This is a genomic window from Mesorhizobium sp. M1406, from assembly GCF_040317555.1.
GTDB lineage: Bacteria > Pseudomonadota > Alphaproteobacteria > Rhizobiales > Rhizobiaceae > Mesorhizobium.
The window spans coordinates 23835-42939 of the sequence record NZ_JAMYKW010000004.1; the positions used below are offsets into that span (position 1 = coordinate 23835).

Consider the following 19105-nt stretch of genomic DNA (forward strand, 5'->3'; position numbering starts at 1 on the left):
CTGCCAGCTCCTATTCAGCAGCCACGCGCACGGGCGCTGGCTTGAAGTCATCGGGGAAATGGGTGATCGAACTCATGACAGGGTAGGGCGTGAAGCCGCCCAGTGCGCAGAGCGAACCAAACTTCATCGTGTTGCAGAGGTCGGTGACCAGAGCGAGGTTCTTCTCCGGTTCGATGCCCGCGGCAATTCTGTCGATGGTCTCGACACCGCGCGTCGAGCCGATGCGGCAGGGCGTGCACTTGCCGCAACTTTCGATGGCGCAGAACTCCATGGCGAAGCGCGCCTGTTTCAACATGTCGGCGGTGTTGTCGAACACCACGATGCCGGCATGGCCGATCAGCCCGTCCTTGGCCGCGAAGGCCTCATAATCGAATGGCGTGTCGAACAGCGCGCGCGGGAAATAGGCGCCGAGAGGTCCGCCGACCTGCACCGCCTTGACCGGGCGCCCGGTGGCCGTGCCGCCGCCGATCTCGTCGACGATCTCGCCCAGCGTCATGCCGAAAGCGGCTTCGAACAGGCCGGCATATTTGACGTTTCCGGCGATCTGGATCGGAATCGTGCCGCGCGAGCGGCCCATGCCGAAATCCTTGTAGAAGGCCGCACCCTTGTCCATGATGACAGGCACCGAGGCCAGCGAGATGACGTTGTTGATCACCGTCGGCTTGCCGAACAGCCCCTTGTGAGCCGGCAGCGGTGGTTTTGCCCGGACCATGCCGCGCTTGCCTTCGAGCGAGTCCAGCAGCGCCGTCTCCTCGCCGCAGACATAGGCGCCTGCGCCAACCCGGATCTCCATGTCGAAAGCATAGGCCGAACCCAGCACGCTGGCGCCGAGGACACCGGCCTTGCGGGCGATCTCGACGGCCTTGTTCATCGCCGCCACCGCATGCGGATATTCCGAGCGGACATAGACGAAACCCTTGGTCGCGCCTGTCGCGATTCCGGCGATCGTCATGCCTTCGATCAGCACGAAGGGATCCCCCTCCATGATCATGCGGTCGGCGAAAGTGCCGGAGTCGCCTTCGTCGGCGTTGCAGACGATGTATTTGCGGTCGCCTGATGTATCGAGCACCGTCTTCCACTTGATGCCGGTCGGGAAGCCGGCGCCACCGCGCCCGCGCAGTCCGGATTCGGTCACTTGGGCGACAATGGCGGCAGGCGTCAGTCCCAACGCATTCGTCAGTCCATTCAACCCGCCATGTTTCTTGTAGGATTCGAGCGAAAGCGGATCCGTGACGCCGCAACGTGCGAAGGTCAGCCGCGTCTGCTTGGCCAGGAAGGGGATTTTGTCAGGCGCGCCCAGCCAGCGCTTGTGATGGCCGCCGGTGAGGAAGCCGCCGTCGAACAGGCTTTTGACGTCGGAGGGCTTTACCGGTCCATAGGCGACGCGGCCGTTGGCGGTCGCCACTTCGACCATCGGTTCGAGGAAATAAGCCCCGCGCGAGCCGTTGCGCACGATCTTGGCTTCGATGCCGCGTTCGGCAAGCTCACTTGCGATCGCCTTGGCGACTTTTTCGGCACCCAGCGCCAGCGCGCCGGAATCGCCGGGAATGTAGATACGCGGGATCATGAGCGCACCTCGGCAACGATCTCGTCGAGCTTTTCATCATCGAGCCGCCCGATCACCTGGCCATCGAGAATTGCGGCGGGCGAACAGGCGCACAGGCCCAGACAATAGACCGGCTCCAGCGTCACCGAACCGTCGCCGGTCGTCTCATGGAAGCCGATGCCAAGCAACTGCTTCAGTTTGGCGGCGATGGCGTCCGAACCCATCGACTGGCAGGATTCCGCCTGGCAGAGCTTCAGCACATGCCGGCCGGCCGGATGGCTGCGATAATCATGGTAGAAGGTGACGACGCCGTGCACCTCGGCCCTGGAGATATTCAGCGCCTCGGCGATGACCGGCAGCGCATCCTTGGGCACATGGCCGAACTCTTCCTGGATGCCATGAAGGATCGGCAGCAGCGGGCCTTCGAGGCCCTTCAGCTCCTGGATGATCGCGGCCGTGCGCGATGTGATCTCGGTACTTGCAGGCTGCATCGTCACGCAGCGCCCTCCCTGGTCGATAGCGTTTTATCGCTAAGTCGTTACAAAATCAGAGGAAACCCGCTGAATCAATAAAGCTGTTTCGTTGCTCGATAGAAATTATCTATCGAGCGGTCATCCAGCATTGTTTAGCCTAGCGATGGGCGTGGAAATCGTCCGCCAGCGCCATCGCCTCGTCCAACAGCGCCGAGACCAGCGGCGTGTGCGGTTCGCGTGGCGCCGCCACCAGGCCGACCGTGTGGCTGGCGTCCGGTTCGACGATCGGGATGGCCCGGATCGGCTCGGAAAAGCCGAATGTTTCTGCAAGGTTGAGCGGCATGATCGACGACCATTTGCCGGTGCGGATATGCGAAAACAGCACGATCATCGAGTTGGATTCCAGCGTCGGCCGCACCTGCACGCCGGCTTCGGCCAGATGCTGGTCGATGATGCGGCGGTTCTGCATATCAGGCGTCAAAAGGCAGAGTGGCAGGCTGCTCAATTCCGCCCATGTCACTTTGTCGCGGTCGGAATAGGGATTTCCCATCGCGGTGATCAGTTGATAGCGCTCGTCATAGAGCGGCACGCTGGTGACCCGCCCCAGCGGCTCGTTGTCGAGATAGGTGATGCCGGCGTCGATGTCGAAATTGCCGAGCAGCGACAGCACCTCGATCGAGGTCCGCGACAGAACCGAGAAGGTGACGCCCGGGTGTTTTGCCCGAAACGGTGTCGTCAGCCGTGCCACCATGGCCAATGCGGTCGGAATGGCGGCGATGCGGATGCGTCCGGAAAGCCCGTGGCGCGCCGCGCGCATTTCCTCGCGCATGGAGCGGGTGTCGCCGACGATGCGCCGCGCCCAGACCAACACCTGCTTGCCCTCCGGCGTCAGTCCCTGGAAGCGCGAGCCGCGCAAAACCAGCATCACACCGAGCTGGCCCTCCAACTGCTTGATGCCGGCCGACAGCGTCGGCTGGGTCACGCCGCACAATTCCGCCGCCCGGCCAAAATGCTCCTCCCTGGCCAGCGCGATGAAGAATTCCAGCTTGTCGATCATGCGATCTTTCCGGTCGTTCGGCGCAAGGTCGGGGAAATTGCGTTTCATCGCAAGCGCCATGCGCAATTGGCCTGCATCCACATCTTTAAGCCGGCTACCTGTTCCCCCCGGCTGAATGCGGCGCTATGTGGATGAAACCTGGGAGATCGACCATGCTAGGCTGGTTCCGCAAGCTTTTGCCGCGCGAAGATCGCTTCTTCGAACTGTTCGAACGACATTCCCGCACCGTGGTCGGTGGCGCCGAGGCGCTGGAGCAGCTTCTCCAGGGCAAGGACATCGACCGCTGGGGCCAGAAAATCATCGATCTCGAAGACGAGGCCGACCATATCACCGCGGAAGTCCTGCTGGCGGTGCGGCGCTCCTTCATCACGCCTTTCGATCGCGGCGACATCAAGGACCTGATCCAGTCGATGGATGATGCCATCGACATGATGCACAAGACCGTCAAGACGGTGAAGCTGTTCGAAAAGAGGGAATTCGACCCGCTGATGCAGGAAATGGGCGGCATCATCGTCGCCGCCGCCAAGCTGGTGGCCGAGGCGATCCCGCTGCTCAGCAAGGTCGGGGCGCACACGGTGCGCCTCAATGCCATCGCCGAAGAGGTCATGCGCGTCGAAAGCCGGGCCGACGATCTGCACGAGCAAGGGCTGAAGGATCTCTTCAGGAAGCACGGCCGCAGCGACCCGATGGCTTACATGATCGGCAGCGAGATCTATGGCGAGCTGGAAAAGGTGGTCGACCGCTTCGAGGACGTCGCCAACGAGATCAGCGGCATCGTCATTGAGAATGTCTAGGTGATGGAAGCCACCATCGCCTTTCCCGTGCTGGTCGGCCTCGTCGCCGTCGCGCTGTTCTTCGATTTTCTCAACGGCCTGCACGACGCGGCCAACTCCATCGCCACCATCGTCTCCACCCGCGTGCTGAGGCCGCAATATGCGGTGTTGTGGGCGGCTTTCTTCAATTTCATCGCCTTCATGTTCTTCGGCCTCCACGTCGCCGAGACAGTGGGAAAGGGCATCGTCGACGTCAGCATCGTCACCCCGGCGGTGATCTTCTCGGCGCTCGTCGGCGCCATCGTCTGGAACATCGTCACCTGGATAGCCGGCATCCCGTCGAGCAGCTCGCATGCGTTGATCGGCGGTCTGGTCGGCGCCGGTGTGGCAAAGGCGGGCGTCGGTGCCATCGTCTGGACGGGACTCGGCAAGACTGTCGCCGCGATCGTCGTTTCGCCGGCGACCGGTTTTGTCTTGGCGCTTGTCCTGATCTTGACCGTTTCCTGGCTCTTCGTACGCCAGACGCCATTCGCCGTCGACAGCTCGTTCCGCGTCCTGCAGTTCTTTTCCGCCTCGCTCTATTCGCTCGGGCATGGCGGCAACGACGCCCAGAAAACCATGGGCATCATCGCCGTGCTGCTCTATTCGCAAGGCATGCTCGGCGCGACGTTCTATGTGCCGCTATGGGTCGTCCTCACCTGTCAGTCGGCGCTGGCGCTCGGCACTCTGTTCGGCGGGTGGCGCATCGTTCACACCATGGGTTCGAAGATCACCCGGCTGAACCCGATGCAGGGCTTTTGCGCCGAGACCGGTGGTGCCATCACGCTTTTTGCCGCCACCTGGCTCGGGGTTCCCGTTTCGACCACGCACACCATCACCGGTGCCATCATCGGCGTCGGCGCCGCCCGCCGGGTCTCGGCGGTGCGCTGGGGCATTGCCAGCAACATCGTCATTGCCTGGATCGTCACCTTGCCGGCGACCGCTGTGATTTCGGCGCTCACCTACCTCGCGGTCGGCCTGGCGGGGTGAGGTCGGCACTCTGGTGCTTGGAGTCGCCGCCGGGGGCCGCGCGGCATCAAGCTGATCAACCCATCCCCCAAGCGTAAGCTCGGCGACCAGGCCGTCAGTCACACACACGATGGGCCACGATCCTCAAAGTTGCGAAACCGTGAATTCTCGCTATACGTCAGGGGAGCTTCCTATCTTTTGGTTCCGATCTCCATGACATCTCCCGTCGCCATAGATTGCTCCAGCAATTGTGTCCTGACTTGTCGGAAGACTGGAGCCAGTCGTCACTAATGCCCATGAGCGATGTGCCCTGCATTGCAGTTATCCTGCCCTGCTGCAACGAGGCCGCCTCGATCGCGCAGGTGATTGCAGACTTTCGCCGTTATTTGCCGACAGCAAACATTTTCGTATTTGACAATAACTCTTCCGACGACACTGCACGCATAGCATCCGCAGCGGGTGCCCAAGTCCTGACGGTACCTATGCCGGGCAAAGGCAATGTGGTACGGCGCATGTTCGCTGACATCGAAGCCGATGTTTACGTGATGACGGACGGCGATGGCACCTACAGCATTGCCGATGCTCCGCACATGATTGATCGTTTGCTTTCAGATCGGCTCGATATGGTGGTCGGCACTCGGACCAGTGGACGGATCGAGGGCAGCGAAGCCTATCGTTTCGGCCACCGGTTCGGCAACCGGATGCTGACCCGCTTTGTGGCGATGCTGTTCGGCAGAACGGTTTCGGACATGCTGTCAGGTTATCGAGTGTTTTCACGCAGATATGTGAAATCTTTTCCAGCGCATTCCACAGGCTTTGAGATCGAAACAGAATTGACGGTCCACGCTCTCGAGCTACGCATGCCGGTGGCGGAGGTGGTCACAGGCTATGGCGCCCGCCCGAACGGTTCCCAAAGCAAGCTTCGGACATACCGTGATGGAATTCGCATCCTGACAACGATAGCGAAACTGTTTAAGGCGGAGAAGCCGCTTATCTTCTTTTCACTGGGTTCCGTCGCGACAACATTGTTGGCGATCGTCTTGGCCATCCCGCTACTAGAAACATACAACGAGACGGGACTGGTACCCCGGCAGCCTACAGCCCTGCTTTGCGTTGCGCTTGTTCTGTTAGGCGGCATCCTATTTGCATGCGGACTTGTTCTCGATACCGTTACGAGGGGTCGAACCGAGGTCAAGACGCTAGCCTACTTGAGGGTTCCCGGAATTGGCGCACTGCGGTCGCCGACACCATGATACACAAGCAGATCGGCTGGTTCGCCATCGCTGGCGTTGCCGGCTTTGCCGCGGACGCCAGTGTACTGTATCTGCTGCTTGCCTGCGACCTCGGACCCTTCACCGGCCGGCTATTTTCGTTCATGGCGGCGGTATTTGTGACCTGGCAACTTAACCGCCACAAGACTTTTGCGGTACAGTCCGGCGAGCCTTTGTGGTGCGAGGGGCTGCGTTACCTTGCGGCAATGACGTTTGGCGGTGCTGCCAACTGGGCAGTCTACGGCGCTTTCATCATGGTAGGATGGTCACCGATATCAGGCTTGGTTGCGGGCACTGGTGTTGGAACAGTCTTCAATTTTTTGTCGGCTAGGTCTTGGGTGTTCCAAGATCGCTCGCAATCCGCACGCCGAGGTTCGTTCCGCTCGTGGATCGGCGGCCTCGAACGCGCGCTTATCCACCCTCGTGCGGCGACGCGTGCGATGTGGCTCGCGCCCTTCCTAGGAGGGGTGATCGCTCTGCTGCTTGGGCAGGACAGCAACTGGGATTTGCTCAACTATCACTTCTACAACCCTTACGCGCTGCTGGACGGGCGGATCGGCACGGACTTAGCCGCGGCGCAGTTCCAGAGTTACTTCAATCCCCTGCTCGACCTGCCATACTACGCGATGGTGGCACACGCGCCAGCGATGGTGGCAGGCTTTGTCATGGGTGCGTTCCACGGCCTCAATTTCGTGCTGCTCCTTTGCATTGTTCGCCTCGTGCTCGGCAGCTCTGGCAAGCCTAACGATGCCACCTCAATTCTGCTTTCGCTGGTCGGGTGCATGGGGCCGGCATTCCTATCGGAATTGGGCAATACCATGGGCGACAACACGACAGCGGTGTTTGTGCTGTGCGCTCTCGCGCTGATAATGTGGCGGTTACGGCAAATTGTGGAGGCCGGCTGGCCGGGTGTCATATCGGCGGCAGCAGGGGGCCTGCTGATGGGTGCCGGCGTTGGTCTGAAACTCACCAACGCGGTTTATGCTGTCGCCCTGTGTTTGGCTCTCTTGTCGCTTCCGGCGCCATGGCTGCGGCGGCCAGTCCTTGCCTTCGCTTTTGGCTTGGGTGTATTCGCGGGGGTCGCGACGACATCTGGCTATTGGTTCGTCACGATGCTGCAGGCTTTTGGAAATCCACTGTTCCCGCAATTCAATGCTTGGTTCGGCGCGCCACTCGCTGCGCCGATCACGATCGTAGACGCGCGATGGCTGCCGAAAAGTATTTCGGAGGCGCTGCTGTTCCCCTTTGCGATGGTCACCAACGCCAACCGTGTCGGCGAACTGCCAATGCGACCATTTGTCTGGCCCGTTTTGTGGCTGCTGATGGTTTTGTGGATCGGCGCCATCGTCATGCGTAAATCCAGCCCGGTCCTGTCGGCTCCTGAACGCCTTGTCGTGTTGTTCGTGAGCTTGGCCTTCGTGATCTGGATGGCGATTTTTAGCATCTATCGTTATGCCGTCCCAATGGAGATGCTTGCGCCGCTGGTCGTTTGGATTGTGATGCACAAACTCCTCAGCGGCGACATGGCGAAACGGGTCGCGGCTGTAACGCTCGCTCTGGTCGCGACATCTGCAGTGGCTGATTCCCGCTCATGGGGTCACGAAGCGTGGGACACGCGCGCGTTTGGCGTGGTGGTGCCAGACCTGCCGCTATCCGGGACAATATTGTTAGTTGCGGAGGAAGCGCCAAATGGCTGGATGGCCCCCTTCTTTCCACCGGAGATGGCGGCCGTCGGCCTCGGGACGAACTTTCCGGAAGGGCCAGCATACAGTGTGCGTGTCCATCAAATAATCGAGCAGGCAGGTGGCAAGGCTTGGGCCGTGATGCCAGCCCACACTGACGAACAGGCAATGCGTGTAGCTCAGATGAACGGCACCCTTGCACCCTTGAAATTGTCTGCGTCGGGGTGGCCCTGCCGGAAGCTGTCAGCGCTGCTGCACCGCGTGAGCAAGCACTTGCGGGTGGACGAAGCCGCAAAAACGGGGAGCTGTCGACTGGTGTCGTTGCCTGCAGGCGGTATGAGTTTGGCCGAAGCTGATCTCGCGACCATCCAGCGATCGGATATAATCATCAAGCGTTATGGTCTTGCCCTCAATGCCGCAAGCTGTCGAACCTTTCAAGCGTGGGTCGGTGCAAAGCCACGTCCCTATCAACTGTGCGAAGTTGGCTTTTGACTGCGTAATCCGGCAGCCCAGGTCGTCGCAATAGCCTGCGCCAAATCATCGTCATCCGCCGCCACCTTGCGTCACAGACCCACCTCGCCGTCCGCGTGGCGGGAGGAGGTGAACCTCGTGGCGCGTGGCGAGCTGGTAATCGCGATTCAGTCTAGCCGCTCACAAGGTTCAGGATGTTGCCGTCTGGATCCTTGAACCAGGCGACTTTCATTCCGGAGCCGACATGGATATCGCCCTCCAGTGTCAAGCCCGGCATCTCATAGTGCTCGAAGCTGACGCCCTTCGACTTCAGCGCCTTGACGACATTGCCGATCTCGTCGCCAACGGCCCACGTCACCGCTGTTGCCTTGTTGGTTCCGGCATATTGGGAATGATAGACGTTGATGGCTGTGTCGCCGCTTTTATACACGATCAGTTCACCGCCCTCATCGTGCACCTGCTCCAGGCCAAGCGTTCCCTCATAGAAAGCCTTGGCTTTCGCGAGATCCTTCACCGCGAGGTTGGCCGTTGCGTTGAAGTTTGCGAGCATGATGATCTCCTTCCCTGGTTGTCGTGCTCACCATGGTCATGCAGATAGGTCGCACCGGCAGATTGGCGACCGTCGACTTTCTGGAATGATCGGCCACCTTGGCTGCCGTTTTCCGCGGATGCGTTCGATCGGCGATCAGACAGGCTTCGTCGTTTTTCCGGGCACGCCGAGGCACCTGTTGCTCCACGCCTTGGTTCTGTCCGGAAACTGCATTATCTGAAGCCCTGAACGTCCAAGGAAAAAATCATGTCCGCCGTCCAGCAGAACGTCACCAAGGAAATCGTCATCGAGCGCCTGAAGACGGTCAACGGACCGGATTTCACCGGCAACATCGTCGACCTCGGCATGGTTTCGGAGATTTTCATCGCCGACGGGAAGGTCTTCTTCTCGATTACCGTTCCCGCCGCCCGCGCCCAGGAAATGGAGCCGCTACGTGCCGCGGCGGAACGTGTCGTCAAGGCGATCCCCGGTGTCGCCAGCGCCGTCGTCGCGCTGACGGCCGAAAAGAAGGGCGGCGGCATGGAGGCGCCGGTTCCGTCGCGCCCCGCACCCAGGCCGGTTCCGCCCGCTGCTGCCACGCCGCGTGCTGCGCCGCACGCGCCTGCCTCGCACAGTTCGGGAAAGCGCGGCGTGCCCGGTATCGAGGCAATCATCGCGGTTGCCTCCGGCAAGGGCGGCGTCGGCAAGTCGACCACCGCCGTCAACATCGCGCTTGGCCTCGCCGCCAACGGCCTGCGCGTCGGCGTGCTCGATGCCGACATCTACGGCCCATCCATGCCACGGCTGCTCAATATCCATGGCCGACCGCAGACCGTCGACGGCAAGATCCTGAAACCGATGGAGAATTACGGCCTGAAGGTGATGTCGATGGGCTTCCTCGTGGATGAGGAAACGCCGATGATCTGGCGCGGCCCGATGGTGATGTCGGCACTGACGCAGATGCTGCGCGAGGTCGAGTGGGGCCGGCTCGACGTGCTCGTCGTCGACATGCCGCCCGGCACCGGCGACGCGCAGCTGACCATGGCCCAGCAGGTGCCGCTGGCCGGCGCCGTCATCGTCTCGACGCCGCAGGACCTTGCTCTCATCGACGCGCGAAAAGGCCTCAACATGTTCAAGAAGGTCGACGTGCCGTTGCTCGGCATCGTCGAGAACATGAGCTATTTCATCGCTCCCGACACCGGCAAGCGCTATGACATTTTCGGCCATGGCGGCGCCCGCCGCGAGGCCGAGCGCCTCGGCGTCACCTTCCTCGGCGAAGTGCCGCTCGAGATGGGCATCCGCGAAAGCTCGGATGCCGGCACGCCGGTTGTCGTCTCGAAGCCCGACGGCGCAGAGGCGAAAATCTACCGCGACATCGCTTCGAAGGTTTGGGACCGGGTCAACGAAGAACGTGATGCGGCTGCTGCCGCCGTGCCGAGTATTGTGTTCGAGTAGGTTTCCGCTCGGTCGACGCCAACCCTAAACAAGCCCAAGCATTGTTCTGGCAGGCTTCAGCCTAAGCCGCGCCGACCTTTTCGCCGAAGCTGGAAAAAAACTGTCCGGCGAGTTTCTTCGAGGTCGATTCGATCAGCCGGCTGCCGAGCTGGGCGATCTTGCCGCCGACATCGGCCTTGGCGGCGTATTTCAAAACCGTGGTATCGGGCCCATCTGATGCCAGCGTCACGTCCGCACCGCCCTTGGCGAAACCGGCAATGCCACCCTTGCCCTCACCCTGGATCGTGTAGGAGTGCGGCGGCTTCAGGTTCTTCAGCGTCACTTCGCCGTTGAACGTCGCCTTGATCGGTCCGATCTTCACCACCACGGTCGCCGCCATTTCGGTCGGCGATTTCATCTCCAGGCTCTGGCAGCCGGGAATGGTCGCCTTCAAGACCTCGGGATCGTTCAGCGCTTCCCACACTTTTTGCAGGGGAGCGGCAATGCGCTCCTCGCCTTCGATCACCAAAGCCATGAAAACCTCCCGGACAAGACTGAATGAAGCCCTAACGCACGGCCGGGCGCCTGTCTATCACACCAAAGTCCGGTTGCGACCGCACGCCCTCTTGCCTGCTCCCGCGCGTTGCCATATCGATTTGTCTTACAAATACGGAGACCACCAATGGCAGGCGCCCCCACCCACAAGAAAAAATTTCGCTCGCAGGAGTGGTTCGACAATCCCGACAATCCGGGCATGACGGCGCTCTATCTCGAGCGCTACCTGAATTACGGACTAACACGCGCCGAACTGATGTCCGGCAAGCCGCTGATCGGCATCGCCCAGACCGGCTCCGATCTTTCGCCCTGCAACCGGCATCATATCGAACTTGCCAAGCGCGTGCGCGAAGGCATCGTCTCGATGGGCGGCATTCCTTTCGAATTTCCCTGCCATCCGATCCAGGAGACCGGCAAGCGCCCGACCGCCGCTCTTGACCGTAACCTTGCCTATCTCGGCCTGGTCGAGGTGCTTTACGGTTATCCGCTCGATGGCGTCGTGCTCACCATCGGTTGCGACAAGACGACGCCGGCCCTGCTGATGGCGGCCGCCACCGTTAACATCCCGGCGATCGCGCTGTCGGTCGGCCCGATGCTCAATGGCTGGCACAAGGGCAAGCGAACCGGCTCCGGCACCATCGTCTGGGAATCGCGCCAGCGGCTATCGGCTGGCGAGATCGGCTATGACGAGTTCATGGATATCGTCGCCTCCTCGGCGCCGTCCACCGGCTATTGCAACACCATGGGCACCGCCACGACGATGAACTCGCTGGCCGAGGCGCTTGGCATGCAATTGCCTGGCTCGGCCGCCATTCCCGCACCATACCGCGAGCGCGGCCAGATTTCCTATGAGACGGGAAAGCGCATTGTCGAGATGGTGCACGAGGATCTGAAGCCGTCCGATATCATGACGCGCCAGGCCTTCGAGAACGCCATCGTTGTCAACTCGGCCATTGGCGGCTCGACCAACGCACCGATCCATCTCAATGCGATTGCCCGCCATCTCGGCGTGCCGCTCGACAATGACGACTGGCAGAAGGTCGGGCTCAAGATCCCGCTCATCGTCAATCTGCAGCCGACCGGCGAATATCTCGGCGAGGATTATCACCACGCGGGCGGCGTGCCGGCCGTTGTGGCCGAATTGATGAAGGGCGGATTGCTGCCTTTCCCCGAGGCCATCACCGTCAACGGCAAATCGATCGGCGACAACTGCGAAGGGGTGGTCAACGAGAACATCGAAGTCATCCGCACCGTGGCCGAGCCGTTGAAAGCCAATGCCGGCTTCATCAACCTGCGGGGCAATCTGTTCGATTCGGCGATCATGAAGACCAGCGGCATCTCGCCGGAGTTCCGCGAGCGCTATTTGTCCAACCCCAGGGATCCCGAGGCTTTCGAAGGCAACGCCATGGTTTTCGACGGGCCGGAAGACTACCACGCCCGCATCGACGATCCGGCGCAAGGCATCGACGAACACACTATCCTGTTCATGCGCGGCGCTGGCCCGGTCGGCTATCCCGGCGGTGCCGAGGTCGTCAACATGCAGCCGCCGGCATACCTGATCAAGAAGGGCATCCACGCGCTTGCCTGCATCGGTGACGGTCGCCAGTCGGGCACGTCTGGTTCGCCGTCGATCCTCAACGCCTCGCCGGAGGCGGCGATCGGCGGCGGGCTGGCGCTGCTGAAGACGGGCGACCGTGTCCGCGTCGACCTGCGCAAGGGCACGGCCGATATCCTCGTCACCGATGACGAGATCACCCGCCGCCGCGCCGAACTGCAGAACAATGGCGGCTATCACTATCCCAAGCACCAGACGCCCTGGCAGGAGATCCAGCGTGGCATGATCGCGCAGTTCTCGGAGGGAATGGTGCTGGAGCCGGCGGTGAAATACCAGGACGTCGCGCACACCAGCGGCGTTCCGAGGGATAATCACTGATTATTCCAAGGGATAATCATCAATTATTCCTGGCGACAATCACTGATGCTGGATCAAGGACAGGCGGCCTGAACAATCAGGCCGCCAGTCGGACCAGCAGGTCGAGAACGGTCACCATCCTTGACAAGTACGCGCGATGTATCCACCATCATGACAAGGGGTGCATCGCGACGACCCCGTGAGGCGTCAGCCCAATGTTCGCGTCCAAGCTTCTCTTCCAGGAGGTGGACGCCATGCCGTCAACAACCGCTATCACTGTACCGCAATTATCTCGTCTGATCGGGCTGCCGGGTGCGCCGGTGATCATCGATGTTCGCATAGACGAAGATTTCGACGCCGATCCGCGCCTGTTGCCCGCTTCGTGCCGGCGCGATTTCAAAACCGTTTCGACCTGGGCGCCCGCGTTCGCCAGCAAGCCGGTGGCCATCGTTTGCCAGAAAGGGCGGAAACTCTCGCAAGGGGTAGCCGCCTGGCTGCGCCATGAGGGAATCACCGCCGAATCCCTTGAAGGCGGCTTTGAAGCCTGGCGCGATGCCGGGGGGCTGCTGGTCCGCACCGACAGATTGCCGCCGCGCGACGAAAAGGGGCGCACTATATGGGTGACGCGGACACGCCCTAAGGTCGACCGCATCGCTTGCCCCTGGCTGATCCGGCGTTTCGTCGATCCTCACGCGATCTTCCTGTTTGTCGAGGCGGCCGAAGTGCCTGATGTGGCCGACCGCTTTCAGGCCGTGCCTTTCGACATCGACAATGTGTTCTGGAGCCATCGCGGCGAACGCTGCACCTTCGACACGATGATCGAGGAGTTCGGACTGGAGTCCGAGGCGCTCGATCGCCTTGCCGTAATCGTGCGCGCGGCGGACACCGCAAGGCTCGATCTGGTGCCCCAGGCCGCCGGCTTTCTGGCTGCCTCGCTTGGCCTGTCGCGTATGTTCCGCGACGACCTGGAACAACTGGAAGCAGGCATGCTGCTCTACGACGCATTCTTCCGCTGGTGTCGCGACGCCACTGAGGAAACGCACAACTGGCCAGCCACCGGGACGGGTAAACCGACATGAACGCTCTTGTACCGGCGGATGCGGCGGGAGACGTGCCGGTTCCGGCTGCGCCGACCTTCACCGAAGCCACGAAGGTCTGGGCGAAGATCGGACTGCTCAGCTTCGGCGGACCGGCCGGGCAGATCGCGCTGATGCACAAGGAACTGGTCGAGGAGCGGCGCTGGATCGGCGAGCAGCGTTTCTTGCATGCGCTGAATTACTGCATGCTGCTGCCTGGGCCGGAAGCCCAGCAACTCGCCATCTACATCGGCTGGCTGCTGCACAGGACGGCCGGTGGCCTTGTCGCCGGCATCTTGTTCGTCGTGCCGGGCGCGCTCGTCATGCTCGTCTTGAGCAGCCTTTACGTGCTCTACGGCGACATGCCGATCGTCGAAGCGCTGTTTTTCGGGGTGAAGGCGGCGGTGCTCGCCATTGTCATCGAGGCAGTGATCCGGATCGGGCGGCGTGCCCTGAAGAACCGCGTCACGGTGTCGATCGCGGTCGCGGCGTTCATCGCCATCTATGCGTTGAATGTGCCTTTCCCGCTCATCGTCCTGCTCGCCGGCCTGACTGGATGGCTGGGAGACCGCGTTGCTCCCGGCCTGTTTTCCGGCTCCGCCCATGGCAAGGGCGATGTTGGCGACTTCAATGGAGCGGTCGACCTGATGTTCGAACGCGGCGAACTGGCCCATGTCGAGCCGACCAGATGGCATGCACCGCGCACCGTCGCGATCTGGCTGCCGCTGTGGCTTGGGCCCGTTCTTGTGATCTCGTGGTTCACCGGCTCTGCAAGCGTCTGGACCGAGATAGGGCGGTTCTTCAGCCTGATGGCTGTCGTCACCTTCGGTGGCGCCTATGCGGTGCTTGCCTATGCCGCACAGGCAGCCGTCCAGTCCTTCGGCTGGCTCGCCCCCGGTGAAATGGTCGATGGTCTTGGGCTTGCCGAAACGACGCCGGGTCCACTCATCCTGGTGTTGCAGTTTGTCGGCTTCATCGCCGCGTTCCGCCACGCCGGGTCGCTGGACCCGTTGCTTGCCGGATCGCTGGGGGCGTTGCTCACTCTGTGGGTGACGTTCACGCCCTGCTTCTTCTGGATATTCCTCGGCGCGCCCTATATCGAGGCCCTGCGCGGCAACAAGGCATTGTCGGCCGCACTGGGCGCGATCACCGCCGCTGTTGTCGGCGTCATCATGAATCTCGCTCTATGGTTTGCCTTGCATGTCATCTTCCACGAAGTCCGCAACATCGGCCTTGGCATGAATGTGCCGGTGCTTTCGTCGATCGACTGGCGCGCGGCACTGCTTTCCGTTGCCGCTATGATCGCCATCCTGAAACTGAAACTCGGAATGCTGCCAACGCTTGCCGCGTCTGCTCTTGCCGGTGTCTTGTTGCTGGCGGCGGGGGGATAATGCCATCCCCTTTTGTAATCCGCTTGCGAACCACCTAATTGGTTGGAAACGGATTGGAACCCATGGCGGGACGACGCTCTTCTCTCGGCTTCCTCGGAATGTTCGGCCGCTCGAGCGACTTGAGGCAGCTCGACGCCGCATTGCGTGGCGCCGACCTGCATCCTGCCCTTGTGCCGGAGGGCGTGAAACTGACCATCGTCAATCTGATGAAGGATCCTTGGCCCGACGAGCCGCCCGGCCAGGCCTATGCGGAAGTGGCGCAACTGTTCAGCTATTGCGTTGCCGGGCCCGAAATCTTCGAAAGCTCCCACGGCTTGCAGCAGCGGCAGGACGTGGAGCGCCGGGTCGAGGCCGCGGTGCAGGCCGGCGACAGCTTCGATGCGCAAATCGTGCTGATGGCGCTGCACGCCAAGCTGATCGATGCCGAGGTCGTCGAGCGCTACGGGCTGAGCGCCGAATAACTGTTCCGGCGAGCGTTCCTTACCCGCCCATGCTGCCGCGCGGCAGTTTGATCATTTCGCCAAAGCGGGCGCGCAGCCGGTCGTCGATCTGCTTAGGCACATGGCGCGGAAAGCGCTCGGCAAGCACGCGCTTCTTCTCGATGATCGCCCGCTGCAAGATGTCGGGCCGGCCCTTCTCGTTCCATTCCTTGGGAGAAAAGCGATCGCCGACGGCGGGATAAAAATACTCCGTCTGCATCAGCCGCAGCGTCTGTTCGTTGCCGAGATAGTGGCCCGGACCCTTCAGGCAGACATCGGCGATGGTGTCGATCGACAGCGCTTCGTCGGTCACCTCGATGCCGCGCACGCAGCGCAGGCAATGGCCGAGCATGTCGTTGTCGATGATCAGGCTTTCCAGGCAAAAGCCGAGCAGCGAGGCATGCATGCCAGCCGATTCGTAGACAAGGTTGAGCCCGGCGAGACCGGCCATCACGTCGGTGATGCCCTTTTCGTAGCCGGACTGGATATCCGGCAGTTTCGAATCCGTCATGCCGGCGGCCGAGCCGCCCGGCAAATCGTAGTATTGCGCCATCTGCGCGCAGGCCGCCGTCAGCACCGCCTGCTCGGCCGAACCGCCGGACATTGCGCCGGTGCGCAGATCCGAAACGAACGGCCAGGTGCCGAAGATCGCCGGATGGCCCGGCTTGATGGCGTTGACATAGACGAGACCAGCCAGCACTTCGGCCACCGCCTGCACCACGGCACCCGCAATCGCCGCCGGCGCCGTGGCGCCTGCCTGGCCGGCCGAGAGCAGGAGAATCGGGATGCCGCCCTCGACGCAGGCCTCGAGCACGCCGCAGGCGTCCTCGGCGAATTTCATCGGCGGCACGACGAAGCAGTTGGAGTTCGACACGAAAGGCCGGGCGCGGAAGTTTTCCTCGCCGCCGGCAATCGCATAAAGCATCTCCAGCGCCGGCTGCACATTCTCGCGCACCGTAAACGAGGTGCCGACATGCTTCGACGTGCCCATCACGCAGGCATAGAGCGTGTTGAAGTCCATTTCGAGTGGATCTGGAATGTCGCGCGGCACCATCGGCCGCTGGAAGAAATGGATGTTGTCGAGCCCTTCGACGAGGCGGGCGGCGTCATAGATGTCCTGCAGCAGCGACTCTCGGTATTCGCGCTTCTCGACATCGACCAGATGCACTGCGGCGCCCGCCGTGCCGTAGTGCACGCGCTTGCCCTTGATAAGCATGTCGTGCTTGGGGTCCTGGCCGTGCAGGGTGAAATGCCGTGCCGCCTTCTTGATCGTCTCGAGCACGAGCCCGCGCGGGAAGCGGATGCGCCCATCGTCGCCATAGGTGGCGCCGGCCTCGGTCAAGGCTTCGATGCAGGAGGGAATGGCATTGGCGAAACCGACCGTTTCCAGGAGCGTCAGCACCGCTTCGTGGATACGTTCCTGGTCGTTCTGGGTCAGCGGTCCGTAGCTGCCGCCTTCGAGGCCGGCGCGCACCGGCTTGATGTCGTCGGCCAAGGGCGCTGCCCGCATGGCGCGGCGCGCTTCGCGCCCGCCGGAGCGACGCGAACGCTGATCCGCCGCCGCTTCCTGCTTTTCAAGAACTGACATGGAGACACTCCAACTTTCCGAGAAGCAGGGCGCGGCGGTTGGTCCACCATCGGCTGCTTCTTCCCCTTATGTCTCCGACTATGCCGCCGGCATTGGCCCAGACTATGGGCCAGTCGGTCCGGTTGCATATGCCAGAGCTAATGGAGTCGGAGCCGCGCCTGCGCGGCCCCAGGGGGATGGCGATGGATCAGGCGGCCGCGGGCCTGCGTCCGGCGGCGGTGGCCAGTTCGCGGATGCCCGGCTCGATGTGCTGCAGCGCGATCGATGAGATGCCCAGCCGCATGAAACGCGAAGGCTTGTCAGTGCGATCGAAGAACCGGTCGCCCGGTTCTATGATGACGCTGCGCGAGGCTGCTGCCTCGGCCAGTCCGCGCGCATCGGTGCCACGCGGCCCTTCGAGCCACAGCGATGTGCCGCCGGCCGAATCGGTCGAGCGCCATTCCGGCAGGAAGGCGGAAATCGCATGGACCAGACGCTTGCGGCGCTCGTCGAAGGCCGACGACAGCCGCCGCACAAGCGCCTCGTGATGGCCGAGCGACAGGAAGAGCGCTACGGCGCGCTGGTTGTTGGCCGGCGGATGGCGCAGCATGAAGCGGCGTAGCGCCCTGAGTTCGGAGATCAGGCCAGCCGAAGCAACGATGTAGCCGAGCCGCAGGCCCGGAGCCAGCGTCTTCGACATCGAGCCGACATAGACGACACGGCCTGAGCGATCGAGGCTCTTCAGAGCCTGCTGCGGTGCTTCGTCGAGAAGCTGGCTGTCATAGCCGTCCTCGATGATGATCTGGTTGTAGCGGTTGGCCCGCGCCAGAAGATCCTGCCGCCGTTCCGCCGACAGCGGCACCATGGTCGGGCAATGATGGCTGGGCGTGACGAAGACGAACCCGGAATCATTGGGAATAGAAGCGGTTACGATGCCGGACTGGTCGACCGGCACCGGCTCTATCTCGGCGCCCGCAAGGCGGAAGATCGAGCGTGCGTCGGGGTAGCCGGGATCCTCCATCGCCACCTTGGAGCCCTTGGACATCAGCAGCGTCGCCAGCATGTAGAGTGCGTTCTGGGCGCCCAGCGTGACGATGATCTCGTCGGGATTGGCGAAGATGCCGCGCCGCGGCAGCAGCCGCGCCTGGATCTGCTCGATCAGCAGCGGATCGTCGCGGTCGACCATGTCGGACGCCCAGTTGCGGATTTCGAGCACGGCCAGCGCCATGCGGTTGCACTCGCGCCACTCGGCGGTCGGGAACAGCGCCGGGTCGAACTGGCCGTAGACGAAGGGGTAGGACGACTTGATCCAGTTCTCGTGCTTGGCCGGCGGCGGCATGTCGCTGGCGGCGATCTTGCGGCGTGCCTTCCAGTCGATCTCATTGGCCTGATCGGGCGCCTTCTGGTGTGGCTTGGCAGGCGTTGCCAGCACATCGGGATTGACGAAATGACCACGCCGCTCGCGCGCCACCAGGAAGCCCTGGTCGACCAGCTGCTGGAACGCCAGCACCACGGTTCCGCGCGCCACGCCGAGTTTTTCGGCCAGGATACGGCACGAAGGAAGCGGCATCGAAGCGGCGATCTGGCGGTCGAGAATGGCGGCCACGATGGCTTGGCGGATCTGTGCCTGCAGGGTCTGGCCCGATTCCGCCGAAATCCGGAACAGGCCGGACCATATGGCCGTGTCGTTACGCTGTGGCATGGGAGATGTTCCTCGATGGCCAGCCTTTTTCGCTTGGCTGGACCAGCCGAACGTAACCGTGGCACAAGGGGTTGCGCCAATCAATTTTTCTGATCGTTGGGATTTATGCCAGTGATCCTTCACGCCATTTTGATGCTGCGCTGCACCATCGCGGGGTGACGCGGCGCCTCATCCCGGCG

Annotated in this window: 16 protein-coding genes; 9 read left to right on the forward strand and 7 right to left on the reverse strand. The window is 62.2% G+C overall.

The window, feature by feature from the left end; translation table 11 throughout:
- Positions 1-10: 10 nt before the first annotated feature.
- From NKH03_RS05375 to NKH03_RS05385, 3 genes are all read right to left on the reverse strand, one after another.
- Positions 11-1567: a formate dehydrogenase beta subunit gene (locus NKH03_RS05375; protein ID WP_352967499.1), complete on the reverse strand. Its 1557-nt coding sequence runs from the start codon at positions 1565-1567 to the stop codon at positions 11-13.
- Positions 1564-2037 carry a formate dehydrogenase subunit gamma gene (locus NKH03_RS05380; RefSeq protein WP_502913488.1) on the reverse strand — a complete coding sequence of 158 codons (474 nt, stop codon included), beginning with the start codon at positions 2035-2037 and terminating at the stop codon, positions 1564-1566. Before NKH03_RS05380 ends, NKH03_RS05375 begins: the two co-directional genes overlap by 4 nt.
- A gap of 139 nt (positions 2038-2176) precedes the next feature.
- Complete coding sequence (locus NKH03_RS05385) at positions 2177-3076, reverse strand: LysR family transcriptional regulator (RefSeq protein WP_352967674.1); 900 nt, start codon at positions 3074-3076, stop codon at positions 2177-2179.
- A gap of 152 nt (positions 3077-3228) precedes the next feature.
- Here NKH03_RS05385 and NKH03_RS05390 point away from each other — a divergent pair, with 152 nt between their 5' ends.
- The 4 genes from NKH03_RS05390 (at position 3229) to NKH03_RS05405 (ending at position 8302) form a co-directional block, all read left to right on the forward strand.
- Positions 3229-3870 (forward strand): DUF47 family protein, encoded by a 642-nt coding sequence (locus tag NKH03_RS05390; RefSeq protein WP_352872022.1) that lies wholly within the window; start codon positions 3229-3231, stop codon positions 3868-3870.
- Positions 3871-3873: 3 nt separating this feature from the next.
- Positions 3874-4878, forward strand: coding sequence for an inorganic phosphate transporter (locus tag NKH03_RS05395; RefSeq protein WP_352967675.1), 1005 nt, complete (start codon positions 3874-3876; stop codon positions 4876-4878).
- A gap of 275 nt (positions 4879-5153) precedes the next feature.
- Positions 5154-6110: a glycosyltransferase gene (locus tag NKH03_RS05400; RefSeq protein WP_352967501.1), complete on the forward strand. Its 957-nt coding sequence runs from the start codon at positions 5154-5156 to the stop codon at positions 6108-6110.
- Positions 6107-8302: a GtrA family protein gene (locus NKH03_RS05405; RefSeq protein WP_352967502.1), complete on the forward strand. Its 2196-nt coding sequence runs from the start codon at positions 6107-6109 to the stop codon at positions 8300-8302. The genes NKH03_RS05400 and NKH03_RS05405 overlap by 4 nt, the downstream gene beginning before the upstream one ends.
- 151 nt (positions 8303-8453) lie before the next feature.
- Here the strand turns inward: NKH03_RS05405 and NKH03_RS05410 are convergent, their stop codons facing one another.
- Complete coding sequence (locus NKH03_RS05410; RefSeq protein ID WP_352967503.1) at positions 8454-8831, reverse strand: VOC family protein; 378 nt, start codon at positions 8829-8831, stop codon at positions 8454-8456.
- Between the two features lie 246 nt (positions 8832-9077).
- Here NKH03_RS05410 and NKH03_RS05415 point away from each other — a divergent pair, with 246 nt between their 5' ends.
- On the forward strand, positions 9078-10265 hold the full coding sequence (locus NKH03_RS05415) for an Mrp/NBP35 family ATP-binding protein (RefSeq protein ID WP_352967504.1): 1188 nt from the start codon (positions 9078-9080) through the stop codon (positions 10263-10265).
- Positions 10266-10326: 61 nt separating this feature from the next.
- Here NKH03_RS05415 and NKH03_RS05420 read toward each other — a convergent pair whose 3' ends face one another.
- Positions 10327-10779, reverse strand: a complete 453-nt coding sequence (locus NKH03_RS05420; RefSeq protein WP_352876055.1) for an SRPBCC family protein — start codon at positions 10777-10779, stop codon at positions 10327-10329.
- A gap of 147 nt (positions 10780-10926) precedes the next feature.
- Here NKH03_RS05420 and NKH03_RS05425 point away from each other — a divergent pair, with 147 nt between their 5' ends.
- The 4 genes from NKH03_RS05425 (at position 10927) to NKH03_RS05440 (ending at position 15639) form a co-directional block, all read left to right on the forward strand.
- The gene (locus NKH03_RS05425) at positions 10927-12732 is read left to right on the forward strand and encodes an IlvD/Edd family dehydratase (protein ID WP_352967507.1); all 1806 of its coding nucleotides are present in this window, start codon (positions 10927-10929) and stop codon (positions 12730-12732) included.
- A 233-nt stretch (positions 12733-12965) separates the two neighbouring features.
- A complete protein-coding gene (locus NKH03_RS05430) occupies positions 12966-13790 on the forward strand; it encodes a chromate resistance protein ChrB domain-containing protein (RefSeq protein WP_352967677.1) in 825 nt (274 codons plus the stop codon).
- Positions 13787-15178, forward strand: coding sequence for a chromate efflux transporter (chrA, locus tag NKH03_RS05435; protein ID WP_352967509.1), 1392 nt, complete (start codon positions 13787-13789; stop codon positions 15176-15178). Before NKH03_RS05430 ends, chrA begins: the two co-directional genes overlap by 4 nt.
- A gap of 62 nt (positions 15179-15240) precedes the next feature.
- A complete protein-coding gene (locus tag NKH03_RS05440) occupies positions 15241-15639 on the forward strand; it encodes a hypothetical protein (RefSeq protein ID WP_352967510.1) in 399 nt (132 codons plus the stop codon).
- Positions 15640-15658: 19 nt separating this feature from the next.
- Here NKH03_RS05440 and NKH03_RS05445 read toward each other — a convergent pair whose 3' ends face one another.
- Positions 15659-17245: a trimethylamine methyltransferase family protein gene (locus NKH03_RS05445; RefSeq protein ID WP_352872031.1), complete on the reverse strand. Its 1587-nt coding sequence runs from the start codon at positions 17243-17245 to the stop codon at positions 15659-15661.
- Positions 17246-17432: 187 nt separating this feature from the next.
- Positions 17433-18926 carry a MocR-like pyridoxine biosynthesis transcription factor PdxR gene (pdxR, locus tag NKH03_RS05450; protein WP_352872033.1) on the reverse strand — a complete coding sequence of 498 codons (1494 nt, stop codon included), beginning with the start codon at positions 18924-18926 and terminating at the stop codon, positions 17433-17435.
- Between the last annotated feature and the right edge of the window lie 179 nt (positions 18927-19105).

Bases quoted from the DNA above. Each gene is read 5' to 3' on its own strand.
- NKH03_RS05385 (WP_352967674.1), bottom strand. From the start codon at position 3,076: ATGATCGACAAGCTGGAATTCTTCATCGCGCTGGCCAGGGAGGAGCAT.
- NKH03_RS05440 (WP_352967510.1), top strand. From the start codon at position 15,241: ATGGCGGGACGACGCTCTTCTCTCGGCTTCCTCGGAATGTTCGGCCGC.
- chrA (WP_352967509.1), top strand. From the start codon at position 13,787: ATGAACGCTCTTGTACCGGCGGATGCGGCGGGAGACGTGCCGGTTCCG.
- NKH03_RS05395 (WP_352967675.1), top strand. From the start codon at position 3,874: ATGGAAGCCACCATCGCCTTTCCCGTGCTGGTCGGCCTCGTCGCCGTC.
- NKH03_RS05390 (WP_352872022.1), top strand. From the start codon at position 3,229: ATGCTAGGCTGGTTCCGCAAGCTTTTGCCGCGCGAAGATCGCTTCTTC.
- NKH03_RS05380 (WP_502913488.1), bottom strand. From the start codon at position 2,037: ATGCAGCCTGCAAGTACCGAGATCACATCGCGCACGGCCGCGATCATC.
- NKH03_RS05400 (WP_352967501.1), top strand. From the start codon at position 5,154: ATGAGCGATGTGCCCTGCATTGCAGTTATCCTGCCCTGCTGCAACGAG.
- pdxR (WP_352872033.1), bottom strand. From the start codon at position 18,926: ATGCCACAGCGTAACGACACGGCCATATGGTCCGGCCTGTTCCGGATT.
- NKH03_RS05425 (WP_352967507.1), top strand. From the start codon at position 10,927: ATGGCAGGCGCCCCCACCCACAAGAAAAAATTTCGCTCGCAGGAGTGG.
- NKH03_RS05420 (WP_352876055.1), bottom strand. From the start codon at position 10,779: ATGGCTTTGGTGATCGAAGGCGAGGAGCGCATTGCCGCTCCCCTGCAA.
- NKH03_RS05415 (WP_352967504.1), top strand. From the start codon at position 9,078: ATGTCCGCCGTCCAGCAGAACGTCACCAAGGAAATCGTCATCGAGCGC.
- NKH03_RS05410 (WP_352967503.1), bottom strand. From the start codon at position 8,831: ATGCTCGCAAACTTCAACGCAACGGCCAACCTCGCGGTGAAGGATCTC.
- NKH03_RS05405 (WP_352967502.1), top strand. From the start codon at position 6,107: ATGATACACAAGCAGATCGGCTGGTTCGCCATCGCTGGCGTTGCCGGC.
- NKH03_RS05375 (WP_352967499.1), bottom strand. From the start codon at position 1,567: ATGATCCCGCGTATCTACATTCCCGGCGATTCCGGCGCGCTGGCGCTG.
- NKH03_RS05445 (WP_352872031.1), bottom strand. From the start codon at position 17,245: ATGTCAGTTCTTGAAAAGCAGGAAGCGGCGGCGGATCAGCGTTCGCGT.
- NKH03_RS05430 (WP_352967677.1), top strand. From the start codon at position 12,966: ATGCCGTCAACAACCGCTATCACTGTACCGCAATTATCTCGTCTGATC.